This is a genomic window from Variovorax sp. Root318D1, from assembly GCF_001424835.1.
In the GTDB taxonomy this organism is placed as follows: Bacteria; Pseudomonadota; Gammaproteobacteria; order Burkholderiales; family Burkholderiaceae_C; genus Variovorax.
Genome location: NZ_LMCQ01000019.1, coordinates 476,910 through 498,045, shown reverse-complemented (window position 1 = coordinate 498,045; position 21,136 = coordinate 476,910). Strand labels below are relative to the sequence as shown.

The following is a 21,136-nucleotide window of genomic DNA, read 5'->3' as shown; positions in this document are numbered from 1 at the left end:
GGAAGAAGCGAGGCTTCAGGGTCGTGACATCACCCAGGCCTCAAGATTCAGGAGTTCCCGGAGCGCACTCGAATATTGGATGCGATGAGCGCGCACGAGTCATTGCCGCGCTGCACCAACCTTTTCTCATGCCTTACGTGAAGCCATTCATCCGGCTACTCATGCTGACGGTGTTCGGTGGGCAATCTCGCGTCGGCTCGCTGGGAGGAAATGGATCTCGACACCGGCGAATGGCTCGTTCCCTGGCGGAAGAGCAAAAACCGTCAGGAAATCCGTATGCGCTTGCGGCTTGACGCGGATCAAGCGCTCAAGGACTGGCGCAACTGCCAGGAATTAGACAGTGCCACTGGGGAATGGGACGACTTACGGCGCACGTTCGGCTGTACGCTGCTACAGGCTGACGTGCCAATGGCTGTGGTGCGAGATGCGCTCGGGCACTACTCCATCGCGGTCGGAGACGCATTACGCGTTCTTAAACAAAAAGATCCATCGACCTGCACACCGATCGTGTGTCGCTGTAAACGCGCGAATTCTCGCTTGGAGCAATACAACATGAAACACCTATTTATCACATGCGGTTTCGCACTGACCGCGGTGACAGCGAACGCGTTTGAATACGAACTCGCTTTTGATCAATCGTGCAGCTATAGGGCAGAGTCACGTAGTTTTCCGTGCGAGAAAGCAGATCACCCGATTACATTGATCGTTGAGCAACGAGGCAAGTGGTTCGGCGTGAATCCTGGAAGCAAACAGCAGATCGGACTCGGGCTCGTACGCAATGACCAATACAGCATAGTTCTCCAAAATCCCGTGTACTTCAGTGGAACAAGCATTCTTCACCTGATGAAGAAAACCGGTCGCTTTTACTGGTCGGAAACTGCCTATTCCGAAATCCTTCAAGCCGACGAGGCAACGGTTAGAGTTGGGCGATTCAAGCTCGATACAAAGTGAGGGCCTATGGAGAGCCGAATCCCCCTGCCTACCGACAATATCTACAAGTTCTATGCCCTGTTCGGGCTTCTTGCATTCATGTTCTCGATAGGCGGCATAATTGCGGTCCAGAGAAGCACCAACGACTTCATGTACAAGTCGCTGATTGACCTAGAGGCGGTCAAGTCCGTTGAGAAACCCACGGCAGCTGACACTATCAAGAGGCAATTGCTTGAGCGGCTGATCGACGTAGCCAAGAGTGACAAGGACTACTTCAACAACTCACTTTCCGGGCTCGCCACCGTGGGATTCCTTCTCATGGGATTTGGATTCTTCAAATGGCATCGCGAGATTCAACCGCTGCAGGACGAGATGCTCAGCCTGCAAGTTGCTAAATTGCGCCGCGAGGTACAAGCTACGTCCCCGTCGCCCCCACCCGCCCCGCTTCCATCAAATCCACCTTAATTCGCATAGGTTGACCTCGCCACGCAGGTACTTGAACTTGGCCTGAAGCGCAGCATCCGGATCCAGCCCCACGTAAAGAAGATGGTGGATGACTGTCGGGCTCACGACATAGGCTAGGTCGTCGTCGGCGAGCCCTTGCGCCACGACGGCGAGCATCAGTTCTTGACATGCCTCGATGGCGTGTTGGCAGACCGGGGCGTAGCGGCGGGCGATCTGGGCCGAGCGACCCCGCGTACCCGGCCTTCGGCAGGTCGAGCCCCGTAAACACGCCGACTGACCCGGGCGCTACTGAGCCTCAAAGCCTTCGAAAGTGCGCGATGATGAGCATCTGTAAGAAGCGTGGATGGAGGATAAATGCAAACCAGCGATTGGATTTCTTTAAGCGCGCTCGCGGTTTCGTTGGCGAGTGCGGGGTTCACAGCCTTCTATGCGCGTACACAACACCTACTCAACAAGATTCAGTTGGTCGAGAAGCGGGCTTTGATTGAGGACGCAAAGAAGGCAAAGCTCACCGCCGTGCTTCACGGAAATCGCATAATTTCTTTTAGGTTGGAGGTTATTAACTCGGGACAGAGCGTCGCACGGAATGTCCGACTTATTCTTGAACAAGGTCTTGTTCCCAAGCCGTCCCTAGGTGACGTTTTTCCTCTCGCGCGACTACTGCCTGGAGGGCGGGTCTTTGTAGACCTGAACGAACCAGAAGACTGGGATGGCCATACCTGCGAATTGGCGTGGGACGACGGCGCTGGAAATCACGTCCAACCGACCCCAATCAATCGCGTCAAGATGCGGTGACGCAACGTAGATGGCTGCAAGCACTACAAATGGCGGCTGCGAGAGACCCTGACCGGAAAGAATATCCGCCGAGGTGGTGGAGTTAAACCCACGTAGTCCGGAGCCGAGTCGTGTCTGCAAATACCGCTCGCGCTCCGGGTGTGGGGTTCCATCAGCCCGAGAGGCTACCGTCCGGACAAAGTCACGAGCGCGAAGGGCGCCAGACGTCTTGGACTCCGTCTCGCTATACGCGGCGGCATAGCGCTTCAGAATCAAGTCCGCGGCTCGGGCCGCACCCCCCGTCCGCAAGTCCACGATGCCGTTGGCTACAGCGGGCACGTGGGGGTCTTTGTTCTCGACCTTGATCGGGTCGAGGCGATAGAGCGCCGCTAGGTTGGCGAACGTTCAACTAAGTACGCCACCGCCCCTCGCACGAGACTCGAATGGCTGCGGCCTAGTACGATTCCTAGCTACTCAACCAATCCGACCCCTGCTTTCCCTCGTAATGATCAACATTTACGGAATTCCCAATTGCGACACCGTCAAGCGCGCCCGCGCCTGGCTCGACGAACACGGCGTTGCCTACACCTTCCATGATTTCAAGAAGCAGGGGGTGCCCGAGGCCGATCTCGACCAGTGGCTCAAAAAGCCGGGCTGGGAGGCCTTGGTCAACCGCCGCGGCACCACCTGGCGCAAGCTCGACGAAGCCACCCGCAACGCGGTGGTCGATGCCGCTTCCGCCCGCGCCGCATTGCTGGCCAACCCTAGCCTCATCAAGCGGCCGGTGGTCAACTGGGGGGCCAAAACCGGCGTTACGACAGGGTTCGACGCCGAAGCCTGGGCTGCTGTGAACGCCGTGTAAACCCCGGAACCCGTCTCGCCGGCCGGCCTCCAACCCCGATCTGCAGGAGAGAACACCATGAACCGACAAGTTTTTCGCGCCCTCACGGGCCTTTCCGTGGCCGGCCTGTTGACGGCGGGCGCCGCTGGCGTAGTCCAGGCCCAGGAGGCATGGGCGAGGGTGATTTCCGCCACCCCCGTCTATGAGACCACCGGCAGCAGCCCCAGCTACAACGTGACATACGAGTACAACGGGCGCCAGTACACCACGCGCATGAACAGCCGGCCGGGCGCCACCATTCCGATCCAGGCCAGCGCCTATGGCGTGACGACGGCACCGGTCGCGCCTCAGTCCCAGTTGCAGCCCTATCCGGCCGAAGCCGACAGCGGCCAGCAGCAGTACCAATACCAGCAGCCCCCGCAATACGCGCAGCCAGGCGGATCGGCATGGGACAGCGTGGTGCCCGAGCCTGGCGTGGTGGTCTCCAATGCGCCGCCGCCGCCCGTTTACGCGCAGCCGGCACCGGTGTATCCGGCCCCCATCTACGCGCAGCCGACCTACGTCTATCCGCAACCCTACGTCTATCCGCCGGTCGGCATTTCGCTGAACCTGGGCTACTCCAGGGGCTGGGGCGGCTATCGCGGATACGGCTACCGCCACTGGCGCTGAACCGCGCGATACGGTAGTCGGGCTGGCAATGTCGGCCAAGCCCTAAAATCGAGGACTTTTCCAACCCCCAAGGGGTGCGCCGCCGCGGCGGCGCGTCCTCGACAAGCCGACCGCGCATGCGCCGGCGCCATCCAATGACGACGACTACCGACACTCTCAACAGCGCCGCAGTGGCGACCAAGGCCAACGTGTATTTCGACGGAAAGTGCGTGAGCCACAGCCTCACGCTCGCCGACGGCACGAAAAAATCGGTCGGCGTGATTCTTCCGTCCACCTTGACCTTCAACACCGGCGCGCCCGAAATCATGGAAGGCACCGCCGGAAGCTGCGAATACCAGCTGGCAGGAACCAGCGAGTGGATTCCCTCTGGCGCCGGCCAGAAGTTCAGCGTGCCGGGCAATTCGAGCTTCCAGATCCGGGTGACCGGCGAGCCCTACAGCTACATCTGCCATTTTGGATAAACCCCCAGGCTTCGCGCACTTCGTGTCGCTTCTCCAACCCCCTTGCAGGGGGCGATACCAGTGGCCCGGCGAAGCCGGTTCCACGGTATCCCCGGCGCAGAGGCACGCCACCGAGGCCATGAGTCACTGAACAGCGCCACCACAAACGGAACACCCACATGTCGACCATTCTCCAAAACGTTCCCGCCGGCCAGAAGGTCGGCATTGCCTTTTCGGGCGGCCTGGACACGAGCGCCGCGCTGCACTGGATGAAGCTGAAGGGCGCGATTCCCTACGCCTACACCGCCAACCTCGGCCAGCCCGACGAGCCCGACTACGACGAGATTCCCCGCAAGGCGATGCTCTATGGCGCGCAGAACGCGCGCCTGATCGACTGCCGCGCGCAGCTCGCCAACGAAGGCATTGCCGCGCTGCAGGCCGGCGCCTTCCACGTCACCACCGCCGGCGTCACCTACTTCAACACCACGCCGCTCGGCCGCGCGGTGACGGGCACCATGCTGGTGTCGGCCATGAAGGAAGACGACGTCCACATCTGGGGCGACGGCAGCACCTACAAGGGCAACGACATCGAGCGCTTCTACCGCTACGGCCTGCTCACCAACCCTGCCCTCAAGATCTACAAGCCCTGGCTCGACCAGCTGTTCATCGACGAGCTCGGCGGCCGCGCCGAAATGTCGGCGTTCATGACCAAGGCCGGCTTCGGCTACAAGATGTCGGCCGAGAAGGCCTACAGCACCGACTCCAACATGCTCGGCGCCACGCACGAGGCCAAGGACCTGGAGAACCTGGACAGCGGCATGCAGATCGTGCAGCCGATCATGGGCGTCGCGTTCTGGAAAGACGAAGTCGAGGTCAAGCGCGAAACGGTCAGCGTGCGCTTCGAGGAAGGCCGCCCCGTCGCTTTGAACGGCGTGGAGTACGCAAACCTTGTCGACCTGATCCTGGAAGCCAACCGCATTGGCGGGCGCCACGGCCTGGGCATGAGCGACCAGATCGAGAACCGCATCATCGAGGCCAAGAGCCGCGGCATCTACGAAGCCCCCGGCCTCGCGCTGCTGTTCATCGCCTACGAGCGCCTGGTGACCGGCATCCACAACGAAGACACGATCGAGCAGTACCGCGACAACGGCCGCAAGCTCGGCCGCCTGCTCTACCAGGGCCGCTGGTTCGACCCGCAGGCCATCATGCTGCGCGAGACCGCCCAGCGCTGGGTGGCGCGCGCCATCACCGGCGAAGTGACTGTCGAGCTGCGCCGCGGCAATGACTACTCGATTCTCAACACCGTCTCGCCCAACCTCACGTACCAGCCCGAGCGCCTGAGCATGGAAAAGGTTGCCGGCGCGTTCACGCCGCTGGACCGCATCGGCCAGCTGACGATGCGCAACCTCGACATCGTCGACACGCGCGAGAAGCTTGCGATCTACACCCGTACCGGGCTGCTGTCCCCGGGCCAGGGCACCTCGGTGCCGCGGCTCTCGAACGACGACGAGAGCAAGTAAGCCGACGCGCTTCTTGCAATGACAACGGGCCCCTCGGGGCCCGTTTTGCATGGTGCGCGGTGCGCGCGTGCCGATCGATCAGTCGCCGCCGCCGCCTCCTCCGCACCCGCCACCGCAACCACCGCCGCCGGAGTCCCCTCCCCCGCTGCCGCCGTCACCGCTGCCGCTCGATTCGCTGCCGCCAAAGCCGCTGGCATCGCCCGAGCTGCCGCCATCCGATGAGGATGACGAGTCGCCAAAGCTGGTGCCGCAATGGGCGTCGGAGCCGTTGTGCCGGTCGACGGCTTTGCAGTCGGGCACGTAGTCGAAGCCGCCCGGAATGCCGAACTTCACGTCGAGCGCAAACAAGAGCGGCAGGCGCGCCGGCGTGCGCGGATCGATGCTTTCTTCCTTGCAGGCCCAGTACCAGCTGCGGCGCAGGCCGTCGTTGCGCTTCGGGTCCTTGCCCAGCACTTCGGCAGGGCTGTGGTGCAGCATGCCGCCAAAGGCCGCCTTGCACCAGTTCTGGTAGCCCTGCGTGTGCAGGATGAACTCGTGCCACGCGGTGTCGACCACCTTGGACGGCATGGCAACGAACTTGCGGCCGCTGCGCAGATGGGCCATGAAAAACTGGCGCAGGCCGCGCAACACCAGTTCGGCGTCGCGAACGCTGAGCCCGGGATGTGCGGCGCGCAGCTTGCCGATGAGGAAAGGCGGCATGCGCGCCTCGCGGATGAACTGGCGGCGCAGGCTGGATTCCATGAAGCCCAGCGTGGCGGCAAGAAGCCATCCACCCAGGACCAGCGGGACCAGCACAAATCGGCCGCCACTTCGGAAGGTGAAGAACACCGCGACGATGGCGCCCAGCACAATTGCCCGGCGAGCCCAGATCAGCGCGGCAATGCGCCGCCGGTAATTCAGGTGCAGGAAGTCGAGATCCATCAGACGACCACCGGCTCCGGCTCCAGCCGAATGCCGAAGCGCTCGTACACGCTCGTCTGGATGGCCTTGGCCAGCGTCATCACCTCGCCGCCCGTCACAGGGTTTTCGAGCCCGCCCCGGTTCACCAGCACCAGCGCCTGCTTCTCGTAGACGCCGGCATTGCCGACCGACTTGCCCTTCCAGCCGCAGGCGTCGATGAGCCAGCCCGCCGCGAGCTTGATGCTGCCGTCGGCCATGGGGTAATGCACGATCTTCGGGTCGCGCGCAATGATGTCGGCGCACTGCTCCGGGGTGACGGTCGGGTTCTTGAAGAAGCTGCCGGCATTGCCCAGCACGCGCCAGTCAGGGAGCTTGGCGCGGCGGATGGCGCAGACCCAGTCGAACACGTCGGTTGCGCTGGGCGTGAAGTTGCCGGCCTCCTCCATCTTGCGTTCCAGGTCGAGGTAGCCCACCACCGCCTTCCACGGCTTGGGCAGGCGAAAGCGCACGCGGGTGATCAGCGCCCGGCCCGAAAGCCCGAAATCGTTCGGCCCGCTGCGCACGTGCTTGAACACCGAGTCGCGATAGCCGAAAGCGCATTGCGCGGCGTCCAGCGTGAAGCTCCGCCCGGTGTCCAGGTCGATGGCGTCGAGCGAATCGAAACGGTCTTGCAGCTCGACCCCGTAGGCGCCGATGTTCTGCACCGGCGCACCGCCCACCGTGCCGGGAATGAGCGCCAAATTTTCGAGCCCCGGGTAGCCGTTGGCGAGCATCCACTGAATGGCGTCGTGCCAGACCTCGCCCGCGCCGGCCTCCACGATCCAGGCGCGCGGGGTTTCCTCGACCAGCCGCAGGCCCTTGATCTCGACTTTCAGCACCAAGGGCTTCACGTCGCCCGTGAGCACGATGTTGCTGCCCCCGCCCAGTACGAAACGGGGCGCGTCGCGCCAGCGGGGATCGGCCCGCAGCTCGGCCACGTCCCCTTCGCTGGCGATGCGCACCAGGTTCTGCGCGCGCGCGACGATGCCGAAGCTGTTGTACGGCTGCAGCGGGACGTTGTTCTCCACGATCATGGGAGAATTGTCGCATCCAGCACCCGCGATTCCAGGAGGAGCCCAATGCCGTCTTTCGATACCGTCTGCGAACCGAATCTGCCCGAAGTGAAGAACGCGGTCGAAAACACCGCCAAGGAAATCGCAACGCGTTTCGATTTCAAGGGCACGGCCGCCGCCGTCGAGCTCAAGGACAAGGAAATCACCATGATCGGTGACGCCGAGTTCCAGCTAGTGCAGGTGGAAGACATTCTTCGCGCCAAGCTCACCAAGCGCAGCGTCGACGTGCGCTTTCTCGACAAGGGCGACGTGCAGAAAATCGGCGGCGACAAGGTCAAGCAGGTCATCAAGGTCAAGAGCGGTATCGAAACCGAGCAGGCCAAGAAGATCACCCGCATCATCAAGGACAGCAAGCTCAAGGTGCAGGCCGCCATCCAGGGCGACGCGGTGCGCATCACCGGCGCCAAGCGCGACGACCTGCAGGCCGCCATGGCACTCATCAAGAAAGACGTGCCCGACATGCCGCTGTCGTTCAACAACTTCCGCGACTGATCTGCAAATGAAATCCCTGGTCGTCGCAGCGCAGCTCCTGGCTGCCGCTGCAGGGGCGCATGCGGCAAGCTCCGTCATGCTGACAGGCACCATCGGCAGCCGGGCGATCCTGATCGTCGACGGCGCTCCGCCCAAGACCGTGGCCGTCGGCGAGACCTTCCAGGGCGTCAAGCTCGTGTCGCTGCAGGCCGAGCAGGCGGTGGTCGAGCTCGAAGGCAAGCGCCTCAACCTGCGCATGGACACGCCCGTGAGCATTGGCGGCGGAGGGGGAACGGGCGGCGGCAGCCGCATCGTGCTGCCGGCCGACAGCCGCGGCCACTTCATGACGCAAGGCGCCATCAACGGCCGCCCCGTCACCTTCATGCTCGACACGGGCGCCACGTCGATTGCCATGTCGGCCGCCGATGCACAGCGCATCGGGCTGGACTACAGCAAGGGGCAGCGCGTCCAGATGAACACCGCCAACGGCGTGGCCAGCGGCTACAAGCTGCGGCTGCAATCGGTGCGCGTGGGCGACGTCGAGGTGTACGACATCGACGCCATCGTCTCACCGCAGCCCATGCCCTTCGTGCTGCTGGGCAACAGCTTCATCAACCGCTTTTCGATGCGCCGGGACGCGGACCAGATGGTCCTCGAAAAACGCTATTGAGCGCGAGCGTCAGGCCTGCGCGGCCGTGACCACGATCTCGATCTTGTAGGCCGCATTGGCCATCTTGGCCTCCACCGTCGCGCGCGGCGGCGTGTTGCCGGCGGGAATCCACGCATCCCACACATCGTTCATGGCCGTGATGTCGGTGATGTCGGCCAGGAAGATCTGCGTCATGAGGATGCGCGACTTGTCGCTGCCGGCCTCGGCCAGCAGGCGGTCGACCATATCCAGCACCTGCGTGGCCTGGCCGCGGATGTCCTGCGTGGTGTCGTCGGGCACCTGGCCCGCGAGGTAGACGGTGCCGTTATGCACGGCCGTTTCAGAGAGGCGCGGGCCGACGTGGAAGCGGGTGATGGATGCCATGATGTTCAAGCCTTTTTCTTCGAGCCGAGTTTCGACTCCGTGCCGGCCGCGAGCCGGCGGATGTTTTCGCGGTGCCGCCAGATCAGCAGCAAGCTCATGATGATGATCGCAATCAGCACCGTGCGGTCGAGCGGCCACGCAATGTTGCCGCCCAGAAGGTAATACGCCGGCGCAAAGAAGGCCGCCACCAGCGACGACAGCGACGAATAGCGGAAGAACACCGCGATGATCAGCCAGGTGGCGCCGGTGGCCAGCCCCAGCCAGGGCGCAATGCCCACCAGCACGCCCGCCGCCGTGGCCACGCCCTTGCCGCCCTGGAAGCCGAAGAACACCGGGTACAGATGGCCCAAAAAGGCCGCCAGGCCCGCCAGCGCGGCCACGCCCTCACCCAGCCCGAACTGCGCGCCAAAGTGGCGAATCAGGAACACCGGCAGCCAGCCCTTGAGCGCATCGAGCAGCAAGGTGGCCAATGCCGCGCCCTTGTTGCCGGAGCGCAGCACGTTGGTCGCGCCCGGGTTGCCGCTGCCGTAGCTGCGCGGGTCGGCCATGCCGAGCGACTTGCTCACGATGACCGCGAAGGACAGCGAGCCGATCAGGTAGGAGGCCACGATGGCCAGGAGGGAAGGCAGATGAAAGCTCAAGGCGGCGCTCCACGAAGGATGGATGTTCTTATTCGCTGATTCGGACAGAAGGGGTGCCGCCGGTCTCAGGCCGGCGGGCCGGCTATTCTGCCAGCGCGCACTGCACCGGCTTGGCCGCCAGCAAGGTGACGCACACTTGCGGGTCGATGCCCACCAGGTAGCCGCGCCGACCGCCGTTGATGGCGATCCTGGGCAGTTCGAGGATGGTCGACTCGATGTAGACCGGCATCTGGCGCCGCGTGCCGAAGGGCGAGGTGCCGCCCACCATGTAGCCGCTGTGGCGCTGCGCCACCTCGGGCTTGCACGGCTCGACCGACTTGGCACCGATCTGCCGCGCCAGGTTCTTGGTCGACACCGTGCGGTTGCCATGCATCAGCACGATCAGCGGCTTGGCATCCTGGTCCTGCATCACCAGCGTTTTCACGACGGTGAAGGGATCGAAGCCGAGCACCTCGGCACTGTGCTGTGCGCCGCCGTGCTCCAAATACTCATACGGATGCTCGGTGAAAACGACCTTGTTCGCGCGCAGCAGCTGCGTAGCTGGGGTTTCTGAAACGTGAGCCTTTTTGCTCACGCCGCCGGATCCCGGATCTCCCACCGGATCCTGTCGATCTCGGCCAGCACGTCGGGCGAGAGCGTGGTGCCGTAGGCGTCGATGTCTTCGTCGAGCTGCGCCAGCGTGGTCACGCCGATGATCGTGCTTGCCACCTGCCACTTGGTGTAGCAGAAGCCCAGCGCGAGCTGCACCGGCGTCAGGCCGTTGTCGCGCGCCAGCTGGTTGTACAGCCGCGCGGCCTTCAGCGCGTCGGGGCGGCCCCAGCGTTGCTTGCGCACGGACTCGTAACTCGAAATGCGCGCGCCCTTGGGTGCGTCGGGCCCCTCGATGCCGCTCTGGTCGTACTTGCCGGTCAAGAGGCCGAAGGCCAGCGGCGAATACGCCAGCAGCGACACGCCCAGCCGGTGCATCGTCTCGTCGAGCCCGTTCTCCAGGCCGCGGCTCGCCAGGTTGTAGACGTTCTGCACCGTGGCCACGCGCGGCAGGCCGTGCTGCTCGGCCAGCCGCACGAATTCGTGCACGCCGTAGGGCGTCTCGTTCGAGAGGCCGATGGCGCGCACCTTGCCGGCCTTCACCAGCTTGCCGAGCGCTTCGAGCTGGTCGTGGATCGGCGTCTTCGAGCTTTCCTTGGCGGGGTCGTAATAGATGTTGCCGAAGGCCGGCACGTGGCGCTCGGGCCAGTGGATCTGGTAAAGGTCGATGACGTCGGTCTTCAGGCGCTTGAGGCTCGCATTGCACGAGGCCTCGATGTCTTCGGGCGTCATGCCGCTGCCTGCGCGCACCCAGGGCATGCCGCGCGACGGACCGGCCACCTTGGTGGCCAGCGTGATCTTCTGGCGCGCACCGGGGTTGGCCGCAAACCAGTTGCCGATGATGGTTTCGGTGACGCTGAAGGTCTCCTTGCGCGTGGGCACCGAATACATCTCGGCCGTGTCGATGAAATCGACGCCGCGCTCGAGCGAGCGGCTCAATATGGCATGGGAAGTGGGTTCGTCCACCTGTTCGCCGAAGGTCATGGTGCCCAGGCAGATCGGGGTGACGTGCAGGTCGCTCTGGCCGAGTTGGATTTTTTTCATGCGCGGGATGCTACCGCCCTCCCCCGCAATGCGCTGGCCGCCGGCAAAAAAGCCGAGCGAAGGGCTGTCCTGTGCCGGACTGCACGCCGGCGCCGGGCTCCTTATCATCGACGCCCATGTACCAAGCCCTCCGTCCCTCGCGCAGCGAATTCGTGCCCGTGCGCAACCTCAGCTACCACGTGCGCCTCTGGGGCGAGCCCTCGGCCGCGCGGCCGCCGCTGGTGCTGCTGCACGGCTGGATGGACGTGGCGGCCTCCTGGCAGTTCGTGGTCGATGCGCTGGCCGAAGAGCGCTTCATCGTCGCGCCCGACTGGCGCGGCTTCGGCCTCACCGACGGCGGCGGGGTCGACAACTACTGGCTGCCCGACTACATGGCCGATCTCGAATGGCTGCTCGACCACTACGCGGGCGAAGGCGACGCGGCGCGGCCGGTCGACCTGGTCGGCCACAGCATGGGCGGCAACGTCGCCATGCACTACGCCGGCGCAAGGCCCGAGCGCATCCGCCGCCTCGTCAACCTCGAAGGCTTCGGCATGCCGGCGCGCAAGCCTGAAGAAGCGCCCGGGCGCTACGGCCAATGGATCGACGAGCTCAAGCGGCTGCACCGCGGCGAGATGGCGCTGGCCGGCTACTCCGCGGTCGACGGCGTGGCACGGCGGCTCATGAAGACCAACCCGCGACTCACCCCCGACAAGGCCAATTGGCTCGCCAGCCATTGGTCGGCGCTGCAGGTGCAGGCCGACGGCAGCGAGCGCTGGCAAATCCTAGGCGATCCCGGGCATAAGATCATCAACGCCAACATCTTCCGGGTCGATGAAACCCTCGCGCTCTATGCGCGGATCTCGGCGCCCACGCTCATGATCGAAGCCGCGGACGACAGCCTGCAGGGGTGGTGGAAAAACCGCTACACGCTGGACGAGTTCCATGAGCGCCTCCGGTCCGTGCCTTCGGTGCGCATCGAGCGGCTCGAAGACGCCGGCCACATGCTGCACCACGACCAGCCGCAGCGCGTGGCCGGGCTGATCGAGCAGTTCCTGGCGGGCTGAGGTTCAGGGCTCTTCAGCCGCGGCGCGGCCCTGCACCGTGCGCTGCAACGCGGCGCGTGCAAGGAGCCGCGTCGAATCGAGCGTCGGCAGCGGCGAGTTCACGTCGTTGATGATGAGCGGAATCTCGGTGCAGCCGAGAACGACCGCATCGCAGCCGTCCTCGTCCTTCATGCGCTGGATGACGCGGCGGAACGCCGTGACCGCATCGGGCGTGAAGACACCGCAAACCAGCTCTTCCATGATGATGCGGTTGATCTCTTCGCGTTCATCGACAGCAGGCCGAACGTACTCGAGCCCCCTGGCAGAGAGCTTCTCGGGATAGACCTCGCTCTCCACCAGCCAGCGCGTGCCGGTGATGGCCAGGCGCTTGAACCCGCGCTGCGCGGCCTCGTCGGCCACGCATTCGGCAATATGCAGCCACGGCAGCGGCGAACGTGCTTCGATGAACGGCAGCGCCTGGTGAATGGTGTTGTCGGGGCAGACCAGAAAGCTCGCGCCGATCTTCGCGAGCTTGTTGGCCGACGCGAGCATCACCTCGCCCACGCCGCGCCAGTCGTTTCGGTAGATGTGCGCCATGTAGTCCGCGAGCGAGGGCGTGTGCATCGAGACTTCAGGATGCGCATGCGGCCCAAGCAGTTGGGCCCCTTCCACGCAGATGGTCTGGTAGCAGAGCGCCGCGCCTTCGGCGGAGCATCCGACGATTCCGATGTGCTGGGTCATGCGGCCATCCTACAAGCTCGCTGCTGGCCTGCAACACGGCGCCATGTCCGACGTGCGCTGGCCTGCTACTTGCAAGAAACGAGGCATTGCCGATGCACAGGGCACAACGATGAAGCAGCCGGGGCCCCATACGGGTTCGCAGGCGAACACACCGTTCAGACATAAGTTCGCAACTGCTGCCGCTGGCTGCGGCGCGATGGTCGATGCTGGTGCAGTCGGCGCTTTCATGAGCGAAGGGAGTTCTCACTTGGCCAGAGTCGTTCGCGCGCACACCCCGCTGGGCGAAGACCAGCTGCTGTTCCGCTCGATGCACGGAACCGAGGGGCTGTCACAGCTGTTCGAATTCGATGTCGAGCTGCTGAGCCCCAGCATGTCCATCGACATGAAAGCCGTGCTGGGCAAGCCACTGGTACTCGAGATCCAGACCGCAGGCGCGCCGCGCTTCCTGAACGGGCAGATCGTCCGCTTCACGATGATCGGCAAGGAGGGCGGCACTTCGCGCTATGTGATCTACCGCGCCACGGTGCGGCCATGGCTCTGGTATCTCACGCGCACCAGCGACTGCAAGATATTCCAGAACAAGTCGGTGGTCGACATCCTCGAAGAGGTGTTCGCCGACTACGGCTTTGCCTTCGAGAAGAAACTCAGCGCCAGCTACCGGCAGTGGGAGTACTGCGTTCAATACCAGGAAACCGACTTCGCCTTCGTGAGCCGCCTGATGGAGCACGAAGGCATCTACTACTACTTCACGCACGACAAGGACCAGCACACGCTGGTGCTGGCCGACGACATCGCCGCGCACGACACCCTTCCCGGCTACGCCAGGATCAGCTATCTCGCGACCGAGCGCGGCGCCGACCCGTGGCAGGAAGTGATCGACCAGTGGCAGGTCACCGAAGAGATTCGCCCCGGCACCTACGTGGTGGACGACTTCGATTTCAAGAAGCCCCGCGCCGACCTGATGAACGTGCGCAGCCAGCCGCGTGGCAACGACCACGGCCAGTACGAGATGTACGAATGGCTCGGGGGCTTCAGCGAGGCCGAACAGGGCGAGCACTACTCGCGCATCCGCCTCGAAGAAGCACAGGCGCAGGCCGAACGCGACATCGGCCACACCAACGTGCGCGGCATGGCGCCCGGCTACCGCTTCACCATGCAGAACTGCCCGCGGCAGGAAGACAACCGCGAATACCTGGTGGTGTCGGTGTCGTATGCGCTGCGCGAAGGCGGCTACGCCAGCGGCGGCGCCGAAGGCCACTACAGCTTCGACTTTGCCGTGCAGCCCACCACGTATCTCTTCCGCGCGCCCCGCATCACGCCATTGCCGCGCGCCAACGGCCCGCAAACCGCCACCGTCGTCGGCAAGGCAGGCCAGGAGTTCTGGGTCGACCAGTACGGCCGCGTGAAAGTGCAGTTCCGCTGGGACCGCTACGGCAAGAGCGACGAGAACAGCTCCTGCTGGGTGCGCGTCTCCAGCGCATGGGCCGGCTCCAACTACGGCGCAGTCAACCATCCGCGCAAAGGGCAGGAGGTCGTGGTCGACTTCATCGGCGGCCACCCCGACAGGCCGATCATCATCGGGCGGGTCTACAACGCCGACCAGATGCCCCCGCTCGAACTGCCGGCGCAGGTGACGGTGAGCGGCTTCGTGAGCCGCAGCCGGGACGGCTCGCCGGCCAACGCGAACGAATTCATTCTCGACGACGCGCCGGGCTGCGAGCTGGTGCGCATTCACGCCGAAAAGAACTTCGAAATCGACGTCGAGAACGACTTCGACATTCACGTCGAAAACAACGAGACCGAAACGGTCGAGGGCAACCGCACCACCCACATCGAAGGCACCGACACCCTCACCGTCGACAAGACCCGCGACACCACCATCAAGCAGAAGGACACGGCCGAATACCGCAACGGCTCCAAGCTCACCGTGTCGGGCGCGCTGACCGAACACTTCTTCGACAACCGCATCGAGACCACCACCAAGATGGGCTCGAAGGAAACCGTGCTGACGGGCGATTCGGAAGTCGTCGTCAACGCCGGCCTGCGCCACGAGACCTTCGACAAGGGCCTGCTCGTCGACGTCAAGCTCGGCATGGACGAAGAGGTGCACACCGGCAACTCGATCCTCAAGACACTGGACGGCAACCGGCAGGAAACCTACCAGACCGGCTGGCAAAGAACCATCGTGGGGGGCGGCGGCTCCGACACGATCAAGGGCGGCCTCACCGAGACCATCGAGACCGGCGACCACGTCTCGACCGTGTCGGCTGGCAATTATTCGGGCAAGGCCAAGGCCGTGACCATCGAGGCCACGGCGGGCGACGTCAACGTCAAGGCCAGCGGCGACTTCACCTTCGAGGGCAACAAGGTCAAACACGTGAACCGCGTGCTGCTGTGGGACTGGGCGCCCACGGCCATCACGGCCTTCGGTGCCTCCAGTGCCACTTATGGCGTCAACAACAGCAACTCGGGTTTCACGTTCACAAGCAACATCAAGAAGATGGATGCCACGGCGCAGATCTTGAACATGTACGCGCACCAGGCCAACTTCGGCTCCGTCAGCTTCTCGAACGTGGTGGCCCAGGAGCATGTGGGCGGCTTCTGGGGTGCGCTCAAGGGCTTCGTGCTGTTCGGCTGAATGCATCACCCCGCATGGCGACCTCGGGCTTCTCGGTTGAGTGGATTCTTGTACCGTTGCTCGTCTGGCTCGCTTTTACCCTGGTCGTCACGCTGCTGCGCGAATACCGAAAGCATGGTGCGCGGTCGTCTCGCGCGCAACGCGCCGCCGAATTGCTCGAATACGGCGAGCCCGCCATGGCGGATGTGATGGCGCTCTCCGACACCGGCCAGCGCCGCTCCGCAAATGGGGCCATCTGGGCGGTGGCAAAGCTCGAGCTTCGCGTGAAGCCGGCCGATGCAGCCGATCCCTTCGACGTGGAGCAGACCACCTCGATTGCCGTGGCCGAACTGCCCGACTACGCACCCGGCAAGACGATTGCCGTGCGCTTCGATCCCGCGAGCCGCGAGCTCGCCGTCGAGCGCCGCGCCGGCTCGGCCGCCTATTTCGGCGCCGATGTTTCGCGGCCGCATCCGGCCGTCAAAAAGACAGCAGGCGCATGAAGACCGTCAAGCCGCTGCGGCTCGGCATCCTTACCCGGCCTTACCGCTGGCAGGGTGCCGATCACCTGGGCGTGTCCGTCATGGCACTGGCCAGCATGGGCACCGAACCTCGCCTCATGGCTGACCAGGAGCTCTGGCAGACCGTCGGCGAGGAGATCGGCAGCTCGAGCGTGTTCGACATGGGCATTCCCAAGCGCGTGCCGGAGATTCTGGCGAGCGGCTATGGCTACACCCTTCATCAACAGGACAAGACCGCCTGCGCGGTGCGCATTCGCGTTGCCGATGTCGAGAAGTCCCTGTTCGTCTCCGGCGATCGCTACTGGCTCGACGGTCGGCTGACGGCGCCGCAGCCCTTCGAGCAGATGCGCCTGGACTGGGCCCATGCCTACGGCGGCCCCGGCGTACCGGAGAACCCCGCGGGCATCGGTGCGTTCGACGAACTGATGAATGGTGTCCGCACGCGCCGCGCGCCCAACGTGGAAGCGGTTGGTGCGCGCATGAAGTCGCGCGGCCACGCCGTGAGCCCCGCCAGTTTTGGCGCCGTGCCGGTGGAGAGCCCGCAACGCATGGCCCTGATGGGCAGCGAGTACGGCGACGACTGGCTGCAGCACCAGTTTCCCGGTTTCGCCGAGGACATGGACTGGCGCTTCTTCAACGCCGCGCCCGCCGACCAGCAATGGCCCGACCGCCAGGAGCTTCCGCCCCGCGCGGCCTACGAGATTCTGAACATGCACCCCGTGGAGCCGGTGCTCAGCGGCCACCTGCCCGACTGGCTCGCGCGCTGCTTCGTGAGCTTCGACAAGCAAGGCCGCGAGCTGCGGGAAGTTGCGCTGCGGCTCACCACCGCATGGTTTTTTCCGCACCGCGAGCGCGTGGCGCTGGTCTGGCACGGGACGCTGCCGGTGCGCGAGGACGACGCCGCCGACGTGCGGCACATCATGCCGGCACTCGAACTCCCCCGCGAGCCCCGGCCGCTTGCGCACTACCAATCGGCGCTGCTGCAGCGGCTCGATCCGGCGCGCGGCGGCCTGCTGGCGTTTCGCGACAGTGACCTCGCCCCAAAGGCCATTCTCGGGCGCTGGAGCGCCATAGACATGCCCGACCCGATGGCGCGGCCGCTGATTCGCAACCTGCGCGCCGGCCAACAGCGCGACCACGAAAGCCGCCGCGCCGAGCTCCTGGCCCTGGGCGTCGACCCCGACCAATACCTGCCCGCGCCTGCGCCCCCGGCCGAGCCACTGGCATTCGACGACGTGCCGGAATACTTCGAGCGCATGGAGGCAGACATGATGAAAGCCAAGCAAGACCTGCAGGCCCACGCCGAACGAATGCACAAGGCGCAGGACGAAGAAATCGACCCGGCTTTGCTGCGAGAAAGCCGTAGCCGGCCGCAGCGCTTCGATCCCGACGAACTGCTGCAGCAACTCGAAGAACTCGCCGCGCCGGTCCCGCAGAGCCCGTCCAGCGCGGTGGCCGCGCCTTCGCTCATTGCCGCCAGCACCAAGGAGCGCACGGGCGCGCAGATCAAGCTCGGGTATCTCTATGCGGCCCACCTTTCCGACGCTGCGCCACCCATGCCTTCCTACCGGTCCGCCAAGATCCGGCGCCGTCTGGCCGAAGCCGCACCGGGCGAACGCAACTTCTCGGGCATGCGCCTGATCGGTGCGGACCTTTCGGGCATGGACCTGCGCGGGGCCGACTTCTCGGGCGCCTCTCTCGAAGACGCCAATCTCGATGCGGCCCTGCTCGACGATGCCAACTTCAACAGCGCCGTGCTGGCACGCGCCCGGCTCTCGCGCACGTCGCTGATCAACGCCACTTTCAAGAACGCCAACCTCGGCGGCGCGAATTGCGAGTTCGCCAACTTCTCCGGCGCCGACCTGGGTGGTGCCCATTGCGAGAAGACGCGCTTCAAGTCCTGCAACATGGCCAACACCCAGTTCGACCAGACGCGCCTCGCCGAGACCGAACTCAGCCAATGCGACTTCCGCGGATCCGACTGGCAGCAGGTCTTCCTGACGAAACTGCGCATGGACGGCATGGCTTTCGGCGGTGCCTCGTTCAACCAGGTAGTGTGGCTCGAGTGCACGCTGCAAGACGTGAGCTTCGTCAACGCTACGCTGGTGCGCTGCGGATTCGTCACCACCGATTGCAGCGGCGCGGTGGATTTTTCCGATGCGCGCATCGACGGCAGCAGCTTCGCGCATGGAAGCTCCCTGGCCGGCGCCGGATTCCGCCGCGCCACACTCAGGCAATGCGGCTTTCGCACCACGCCGCTCCCCGGGGCCGACCTTGGCGCGGCACGGCTGGACAACTGCGACTTTTCGGAGTGCGACTTGCGGGGCGCCAGGCTCGAGCGGTTGGAGGCGGGCGAAAGCCTTTTCGTGCGCGCGGACCTCACAGGCGCCGTGCTGCGCGGCGCCAACCTCATCGACGCCAATTTCTCCAAGGCCGATTTCACGCAGGCGGATCTGAGCACCGCCAACCTCTTCCGCACCGACGTGTCACAGAGCCTGATCGACGGCACCACCCACCTCCTGGGCGCCTATACGCAGCAGACGAAGATCTGGCCGGCGCGGGGCGCTGCAGCGCCCGAATGACCCTCGAATGACGCGCGATGAATTCGTCGACAGGATCCGTCACGGCACACAGATCGGCAGCGCCGATTGCAGGGGGTGGGACTTGAGCGGCCTCGACCTCTCGGGCGCGCTGCTGGACGACGTCGATTTCAGAGGCGCCAACTTTGCGAACGCCAATCTCGAAGGCAGCGCGCTGTCGCACTGCAACCTGTCGGGCTGCGAGTTTTCCGCCGGCCATCTGAAGGAGGTGCAGTTCTTTCGCTGCTGCGTGAATGCTGCGCGCTTCGACACCGCCACGCTCGAAAGCGCATCCTTCGTCGAATGCCAGGCACGGCAGGCCAGCTTCAAGGACACGCGGCTGGACTTTGCCAGGTTCTTCCGATGCGAGTTGACGGAAAGCCTGCTGCAGTCGCAGCAGTTCGAACGTGCAAGCTTCCTGGAGTCTCAGCTCGACCGGGCCGACTTCACCGGCGCCACGCTGAACTTCGTCACCTTTCACCGCCTCGACCTGAAGACAGCGGTCTTTGCGCAGACGCAATGCCTGAGCGTCATGTTCCTCGAATGCGACCTGGACGGACAATGCTTCGCCGGCTTGTCGCTGCGCCTGTGCCAGTTCACCGACAGCCAGCTCGACGACGCCGACTTCAGCGGCGCCACGCTCACGCAAGGCAACTTCAAGGGAACATCGCTGCGGCGCGCGAACTTCTCGCATACGGATGCCTGCCAGGCGCTGTTTCCGGAGGCCGACCTCAGCGGCGCGAACTGCAGCGGCGGGCGCTTCGACCAGTCGATCTGGGTGGAAGCTGTTCTGGAGCGCGTCGACTTCAGCCACGCCCGCCTGCCGCTCGCCGTCTTTCACCGCGCACGCTGCACAGGTGCGAGCCTGCGGGACGCCCAACTGCAGGACGCAGACCTTTCATACGCCGACCTCCGCGGTGCCGACCTCCGCGGTGCCTGCTTTCTGCGCACCCGCCTTCATCGCGCGCTCCAGCAAGGCACCCACTTCTCCAGCCGCGGCGGAATCATCGAGAGCGATCCAGAGCTCTTCAAGGCCCAGGTATGGTCCGGGTCGCATTGAGCGCCAACACCTCTCACCCGTTTTCCAGCCGCCAACAGCAAGCAAGAAAGGAATCCGCCATGAATGTCGTTCCACTGCGCCCCGCCATCGCCGCCGCCACGGCGCTGGCGCCCATGCCGGTTCATTTCATGGGGCGACTCACGGCTGCGCTGCCCGATTCGCAGTTCGACGTCGAGGACGACGGCGGACTTGCCTGGCGCTGTCGGCGCGCCGCCAGTTGCCTGCTCAGGCCCGAAGTGGGCGACACGGTGCTGCTCTCAGGCCCCGACAGCCACAGGGTGTACCTCATTGCCGTGCTCGAGCAGGCCGATGCCTCCCTCAGCCGCATCGACGCGCCCGGCGCACTCTCGATCGAAAGCCCCGGCGACGTGCGCCTTCAAAGCGGCGGCCAGCTGCAGATGAAAGGCGCGCAATGGCACCTGCAGGCCGCCAACGCCAGCTGCCGCGTCGACGACATGCGCTACACCGGCCAGGCGCTCGACGCCACCGTCGGCCGCCTGCGCCTGGTCGGGCGCGTCTTCGAATCGGTGGCCGACCGCATCGTGCAGATGGCGCGCAGCGCACTGCGCGTGGTGGACGAAACCGAGCAGGTGCGCGTGGGCCACCTCGACTGCGAGGCCGCCGGCACCACGCGCCTGCATGCCAGGCACACGGTGCTCACGGCCAGCGAGCTCGTCAAGGTCGATGCCGCGCAAATCCACATGGGTTGATACACCAGCCGATTCAAGGAGAACCACCGATGTTTGCCAACTGCCAGTTGATGGGAATGGACCTGGCCTTCCCCGATGTCTGCAAGACGCCTCCCGCGGCCATGGCGCCCATTCCGTATCCGAACATGGCGTTCGGGCCCACGGCAGTGCCCAACGCGTGGAACATCCTCTTCATGGGCATGCCCGCGCACAACATGGCCACCACCACGCCCATCACGCTGGGCGACACCACCGGTGCCGGCGGCGGCATCGTCTCGCAGACCTTCATGAGCCAGTCGCGGCACGTGACCGGCGCTTTCACCGTGCTCATCAAGGGCACGCCGGCCACGCGCATGACCAGCCTCAGCACGCAAAACCGCAACAACATGGTCGGCATGCGCATCGTGCCGAGCCAGTGCAAGGTGATGATTCTTTCGCCCTGAAGCACAGGCCGAGGCGCGACTCCCGGCCGTCAG

General features: G+C 64.7%; 24 protein-coding genes. 16 read left to right on the top strand and 8 right to left on the bottom strand.

What is annotated here, in order from left to right:
• The first annotated feature begins 210 nt into the window (after positions 1 to 210).
• A complete protein-coding gene (locus ASC78_RS16710) occupies positions 211 to 951 on the top strand; it encodes a hypothetical protein (protein WP_055803287.1) in 741 nt (246 codons plus the stop codon).
• A 6-nt stretch (positions 952 to 957) separates the two neighbouring features.
• Complete coding sequence (locus tag ASC78_RS16705; RefSeq protein WP_055803284.1) at positions 958 to 1,395, top strand: hypothetical protein; 438 nt, start codon at positions 958 to 960, stop codon at positions 1,393 to 1,395.
• On the opposite strand, the gene ASC78_RS27495 is transcribed toward ASC78_RS16705, so the two are convergent.
• Positions 1,381 to 1,551, bottom strand: a complete 171-nt coding sequence (locus ASC78_RS27495) for a hypothetical protein (RefSeq protein WP_157634465.1) — start codon at positions 1,549 to 1,551, stop codon at positions 1,381 to 1,383. The two genes, ASC78_RS16705 and ASC78_RS27495, sit on opposite strands and share 15 nt — an antisense overlap.
• A 198-nt stretch (positions 1,552 to 1,749) precedes the next feature.
• Here ASC78_RS27495 and ASC78_RS27490 point away from each other — a divergent pair, with 198 nt between their 5' ends.
• The 5 genes from ASC78_RS27490 (at position 1,750) to argG (ending at position 5,639) form a co-directional block, all read left to right on the top strand.
• Entirely contained in the window at positions 1,750 to 2,190 is a 441-nt protein-coding gene (locus tag ASC78_RS27490) for a hypothetical protein (protein WP_157634464.1), read from the top strand.
• 484 nt (positions 2,191 to 2,674) lie between these two features.
• Complete coding sequence (locus ASC78_RS16700) at positions 2,675 to 3,031, top strand: ArsC family reductase (protein WP_055803281.1); 357 nt, start codon at positions 2,675 to 2,677, stop codon at positions 3,029 to 3,031.
• 57 nt (positions 3,032 to 3,088) lie between these two features.
• The gene (locus ASC78_RS16695; protein ID WP_055803279.1) at positions 3,089 to 3,679 is read left to right on the top strand and encodes a hypothetical protein; all 591 of its coding nucleotides are present in this window, start codon (positions 3,089 to 3,091) and stop codon (positions 3,677 to 3,679) included.
• A gap of 134 nt (positions 3,680 to 3,813) precedes the next feature.
• Positions 3,814 to 4,140 carry a pyrimidine/purine nucleoside phosphorylase gene (gene ppnP, locus ASC78_RS16690; RefSeq protein WP_055803276.1) on the top strand — a complete coding sequence of 109 codons (327 nt, stop codon included), beginning with the start codon at positions 3,814 to 3,816 and terminating at the stop codon, positions 4,138 to 4,140.
• A 158-nt stretch (positions 4,141 to 4,298) separates the two neighbouring features.
• Positions 4,299 to 5,639 carry an argininosuccinate synthase gene (gene argG / locus ASC78_RS16685; protein WP_055803273.1) on the top strand — a complete coding sequence of 447 codons (1,341 nt, stop codon included), beginning with the start codon at positions 4,299 to 4,301 and terminating at the stop codon, positions 5,637 to 5,639.
• A 78-nt stretch (positions 5,640 to 5,717) separates the two neighbouring features.
• On the opposite strand, the gene ASC78_RS27640 is transcribed toward argG, so the two are convergent.
• Positions 5,718 to 6,560, bottom strand: coding sequence for a glycine-rich domain-containing protein (locus ASC78_RS27640; RefSeq protein ID WP_055803271.1), 843 nt, complete (start codon positions 6,558 to 6,560; stop codon positions 5,718 to 5,720).
• Positions 6,560 to 7,612, bottom strand: a complete 1,053-nt coding sequence (gene murB / locus ASC78_RS16675; RefSeq protein ID WP_055803269.1) for a UDP-N-acetylmuramate dehydrogenase — start codon at positions 7,610 to 7,612, stop codon at positions 6,560 to 6,562. The genes ASC78_RS27640 and murB overlap by 1 nt, the downstream gene beginning before the upstream one ends.
• Positions 7,613 to 7,657: 45 nt before the next feature.
• Here murB and ASC78_RS16670 point away from each other — a divergent pair, with 45 nt between their 5' ends.
• Together ASC78_RS16670 and ASC78_RS16665 are read left to right on the top strand one after the other, a co-directional pair.
• Positions 7,658 to 8,143: a YajQ family cyclic di-GMP-binding protein gene (locus ASC78_RS16670; RefSeq protein WP_028259207.1), complete on the top strand. Its 486-nt coding sequence runs from the start codon at positions 7,658 to 7,660 to the stop codon at positions 8,141 to 8,143.
• Between the two features lie 7 nt (positions 8,144 to 8,150).
• A complete protein-coding gene (locus ASC78_RS16665) occupies positions 8,151 to 8,792 on the top strand; it encodes a retropepsin-like aspartic protease family protein (RefSeq protein ID WP_055803266.1) in 642 nt (213 codons plus the stop codon).
• A gap of 9 nt (positions 8,793 to 8,801) precedes the next feature.
• On the opposite strand, the gene ASC78_RS16660 is transcribed toward ASC78_RS16665, so the two are convergent.
• The 4 genes from ASC78_RS16660 to ASC78_RS16645 form a co-directional block, all read right to left on the bottom strand.
• Complete coding sequence (locus ASC78_RS16660) at positions 8,802 to 9,155, bottom strand: RidA family protein (protein WP_055803263.1); 354 nt, start codon at positions 9,153 to 9,155, stop codon at positions 8,802 to 8,804.
• Between the two features lie 5 nt (positions 9,156 to 9,160).
• Positions 9,161 to 9,796 (bottom strand): glycerol-3-phosphate 1-O-acyltransferase PlsY, encoded by a 636-nt coding sequence (gene plsY, locus ASC78_RS16655; RefSeq protein ID WP_055803260.1) that lies wholly within the window; start codon positions 9,794 to 9,796, stop codon positions 9,161 to 9,163.
• An 82-nt stretch (positions 9,797 to 9,878) separates the two neighbouring features.
• On the bottom strand, positions 9,879 to 10,370 hold the full coding sequence (locus ASC78_RS16650) for an aminoacyl-tRNA deacylase (protein WP_055803255.1): 492 nt from the start codon (positions 10,368 to 10,370) through the stop codon (positions 9,879 to 9,881).
• Positions 10,367 to 11,428, bottom strand: a complete 1,062-nt coding sequence (locus tag ASC78_RS16645) for an aldo/keto reductase (RefSeq protein WP_055803252.1) — start codon at positions 11,426 to 11,428, stop codon at positions 10,367 to 10,369. The genes ASC78_RS16650 and ASC78_RS16645 overlap by 4 nt, the downstream gene beginning before the upstream one ends.
• A 116-nt stretch (positions 11,429 to 11,544) precedes the next feature.
• Here ASC78_RS16645 and ASC78_RS16640 point away from each other — a divergent pair, with 116 nt between their 5' ends.
• Positions 11,545 to 12,474: an alpha/beta fold hydrolase gene (locus ASC78_RS16640; protein WP_055803250.1), complete on the top strand. Its 930-nt coding sequence runs from the start codon at positions 11,545 to 11,547 to the stop codon at positions 12,472 to 12,474.
• A gap of 3 nt (positions 12,475 to 12,477) precedes the next feature.
• Here ASC78_RS16640 and ASC78_RS16635 read toward each other — a convergent pair whose 3' ends face one another.
• Positions 12,478 to 13,194: an aspartate/glutamate racemase family protein gene (locus ASC78_RS16635; RefSeq protein WP_055803247.1), complete on the bottom strand. Its 717-nt coding sequence runs from the start codon at positions 13,192 to 13,194 to the stop codon at positions 12,478 to 12,480.
• A gap of 247 nt (positions 13,195 to 13,441) precedes the next feature.
• Between ASC78_RS16635 and ASC78_RS16630 the strand changes: the two genes are divergently transcribed.
• From ASC78_RS16630 to ASC78_RS16605, 6 genes are read left to right on the top strand one after another with little or no spacing between them, the layout of a single operon-like run.
• The gene (locus tag ASC78_RS16630; protein WP_055803245.1) at positions 13,442 to 15,832 is read left to right on the top strand and encodes a type VI secretion system Vgr family protein; all 2,391 of its coding nucleotides are present in this window, start codon (positions 13,442 to 13,444) and stop codon (positions 15,830 to 15,832) included.
• Positions 15,833 to 15,846: 14 nt separating this feature from the next.
• Entirely contained in the window at positions 15,847 to 16,314 is a 468-nt protein-coding gene (locus ASC78_RS16625; RefSeq protein ID WP_055803243.1) for a hypothetical protein, read from the top strand.
• Positions 16,311 to 18,914: a DUF2169 family type VI secretion system accessory protein gene (locus tag ASC78_RS16620; protein ID WP_055803239.1), complete on the top strand. Its 2,604-nt coding sequence runs from the start codon at positions 16,311 to 16,313 to the stop codon at positions 18,912 to 18,914. The genes ASC78_RS16625 and ASC78_RS16620 overlap by 4 nt, the downstream gene beginning before the upstream one ends.
• A gap of 7 nt (positions 18,915 to 18,921) precedes the next feature.
• On the top strand, positions 18,922 to 19,971 hold the full coding sequence (locus ASC78_RS16615; RefSeq protein ID WP_055803236.1) for a pentapeptide repeat-containing protein: 1,050 nt from the start codon (positions 18,922 to 18,924) through the stop codon (positions 19,969 to 19,971).
• 59 nt (positions 19,972 to 20,030) lie between these two features.
• Complete coding sequence (locus ASC78_RS16610) at positions 20,031 to 20,681, top strand: DUF3540 domain-containing protein (protein WP_055803233.1); 651 nt, start codon at positions 20,031 to 20,033, stop codon at positions 20,679 to 20,681.
• A 29-nt stretch (positions 20,682 to 20,710) separates the two neighbouring features.
• Complete coding sequence (locus tag ASC78_RS16605) at positions 20,711 to 21,103, top strand: DUF4150 domain-containing protein (protein ID WP_055803231.1); 393 nt, start codon at positions 20,711 to 20,713, stop codon at positions 21,101 to 21,103.
• The last annotated feature ends 33 nt before the right edge of the window (positions 21,104 to 21,136 follow it).

What these genes read in the sequence shown, in the direction of transcription:
- ASC78_RS16615 (WP_055803236.1), top strand. Translation starts at nt 18,922, where the DNA reads ATGACGCGCGATGAATTCGTCGACAGGATCCGTCACGGCACACAGATC.
- ASC78_RS16610 (WP_055803233.1), top strand. Translation starts at nt 20,031, where the DNA reads ATGAATGTCGTTCCACTGCGCCCCGCCATCGCCGCCGCCACGGCGCTG.
- ASC78_RS16605 (WP_055803231.1), top strand. Translation starts at nt 20,711, where the DNA reads ATGTTTGCCAACTGCCAGTTGATGGGAATGGACCTGGCCTTCCCCGAT.
- ASC78_RS16670 (WP_028259207.1), top strand. Translation starts at nt 7,658, where the DNA reads ATGCCGTCTTTCGATACCGTCTGCGAACCGAATCTGCCCGAAGTGAAG.
- ASC78_RS16620 (WP_055803239.1), top strand. Translation starts at nt 16,311, where the DNA reads ATGAAGACCGTCAAGCCGCTGCGGCTCGGCATCCTTACCCGGCCTTAC.
- ASC78_RS16660 (WP_055803263.1), bottom strand. Translation starts at nt 9,155, where the DNA reads ATGGCATCCATCACCCGCTTCCACGTCGGCCCGCGCCTCTCTGAAACG.
- ASC78_RS16700 (WP_055803281.1), top strand. Translation starts at nt 2,675, where the DNA reads ATGATCAACATTTACGGAATTCCCAATTGCGACACCGTCAAGCGCGCC.
- ASC78_RS16645 (WP_055803252.1), bottom strand. Translation starts at nt 11,428, where the DNA reads ATGAAAAAAATCCAACTCGGCCAGAGCGACCTGCACGTCACCCCGATC.
- ASC78_RS16665 (WP_055803266.1), top strand. Translation starts at nt 8,151, where the DNA reads ATGAAATCCCTGGTCGTCGCAGCGCAGCTCCTGGCTGCCGCTGCAGGG.
- ASC78_RS27490 (WP_157634464.1), top strand. Translation starts at nt 1,750, where the DNA reads ATGCAAACCAGCGATTGGATTTCTTTAAGCGCGCTCGCGGTTTCGTTG.
- argG (WP_055803273.1), top strand. Translation starts at nt 4,299, where the DNA reads ATGTCGACCATTCTCCAAAACGTTCCCGCCGGCCAGAAGGTCGGCATT.
- ASC78_RS27640 (WP_055803271.1), bottom strand. Translation starts at nt 6,560, where the DNA reads ATGGATCTCGACTTCCTGCACCTGAATTACCGGCGGCGCATTGCCGCG.
- ASC78_RS27495 (WP_157634465.1), bottom strand. Translation starts at nt 1,551, where the DNA reads ATGCTCGCCGTCGTGGCGCAAGGGCTCGCCGACGACGACCTAGCCTAT.
- ppnP (WP_055803276.1), top strand. Translation starts at nt 3,814, where the DNA reads ATGACGACGACTACCGACACTCTCAACAGCGCCGCAGTGGCGACCAAG.
- ASC78_RS16705 (WP_055803284.1), top strand. Translation starts at nt 958, where the DNA reads ATGGAGAGCCGAATCCCCCTGCCTACCGACAATATCTACAAGTTCTAT.
- ASC78_RS16625 (WP_055803243.1), top strand. Translation starts at nt 15,847, where the DNA reads ATGGCGACCTCGGGCTTCTCGGTTGAGTGGATTCTTGTACCGTTGCTC.
- ASC78_RS16635 (WP_055803247.1), bottom strand. Translation starts at nt 13,194, where the DNA reads ATGACCCAGCACATCGGAATCGTCGGATGCTCCGCCGAAGGCGCGGCG.
- ASC78_RS16640 (WP_055803250.1), top strand. Translation starts at nt 11,545, where the DNA reads ATGTACCAAGCCCTCCGTCCCTCGCGCAGCGAATTCGTGCCCGTGCGC.
- ASC78_RS16710 (WP_055803287.1), top strand. Translation starts at nt 211, where the DNA reads ATGGATCTCGACACCGGCGAATGGCTCGTTCCCTGGCGGAAGAGCAAA.
- murB (WP_055803269.1), bottom strand. Translation starts at nt 7,612, where the DNA reads ATGATCGTGGAGAACAACGTCCCGCTGCAGCCGTACAACAGCTTCGGC.
- ASC78_RS16695 (WP_055803279.1), top strand. Translation starts at nt 3,089, where the DNA reads ATGAACCGACAAGTTTTTCGCGCCCTCACGGGCCTTTCCGTGGCCGGC.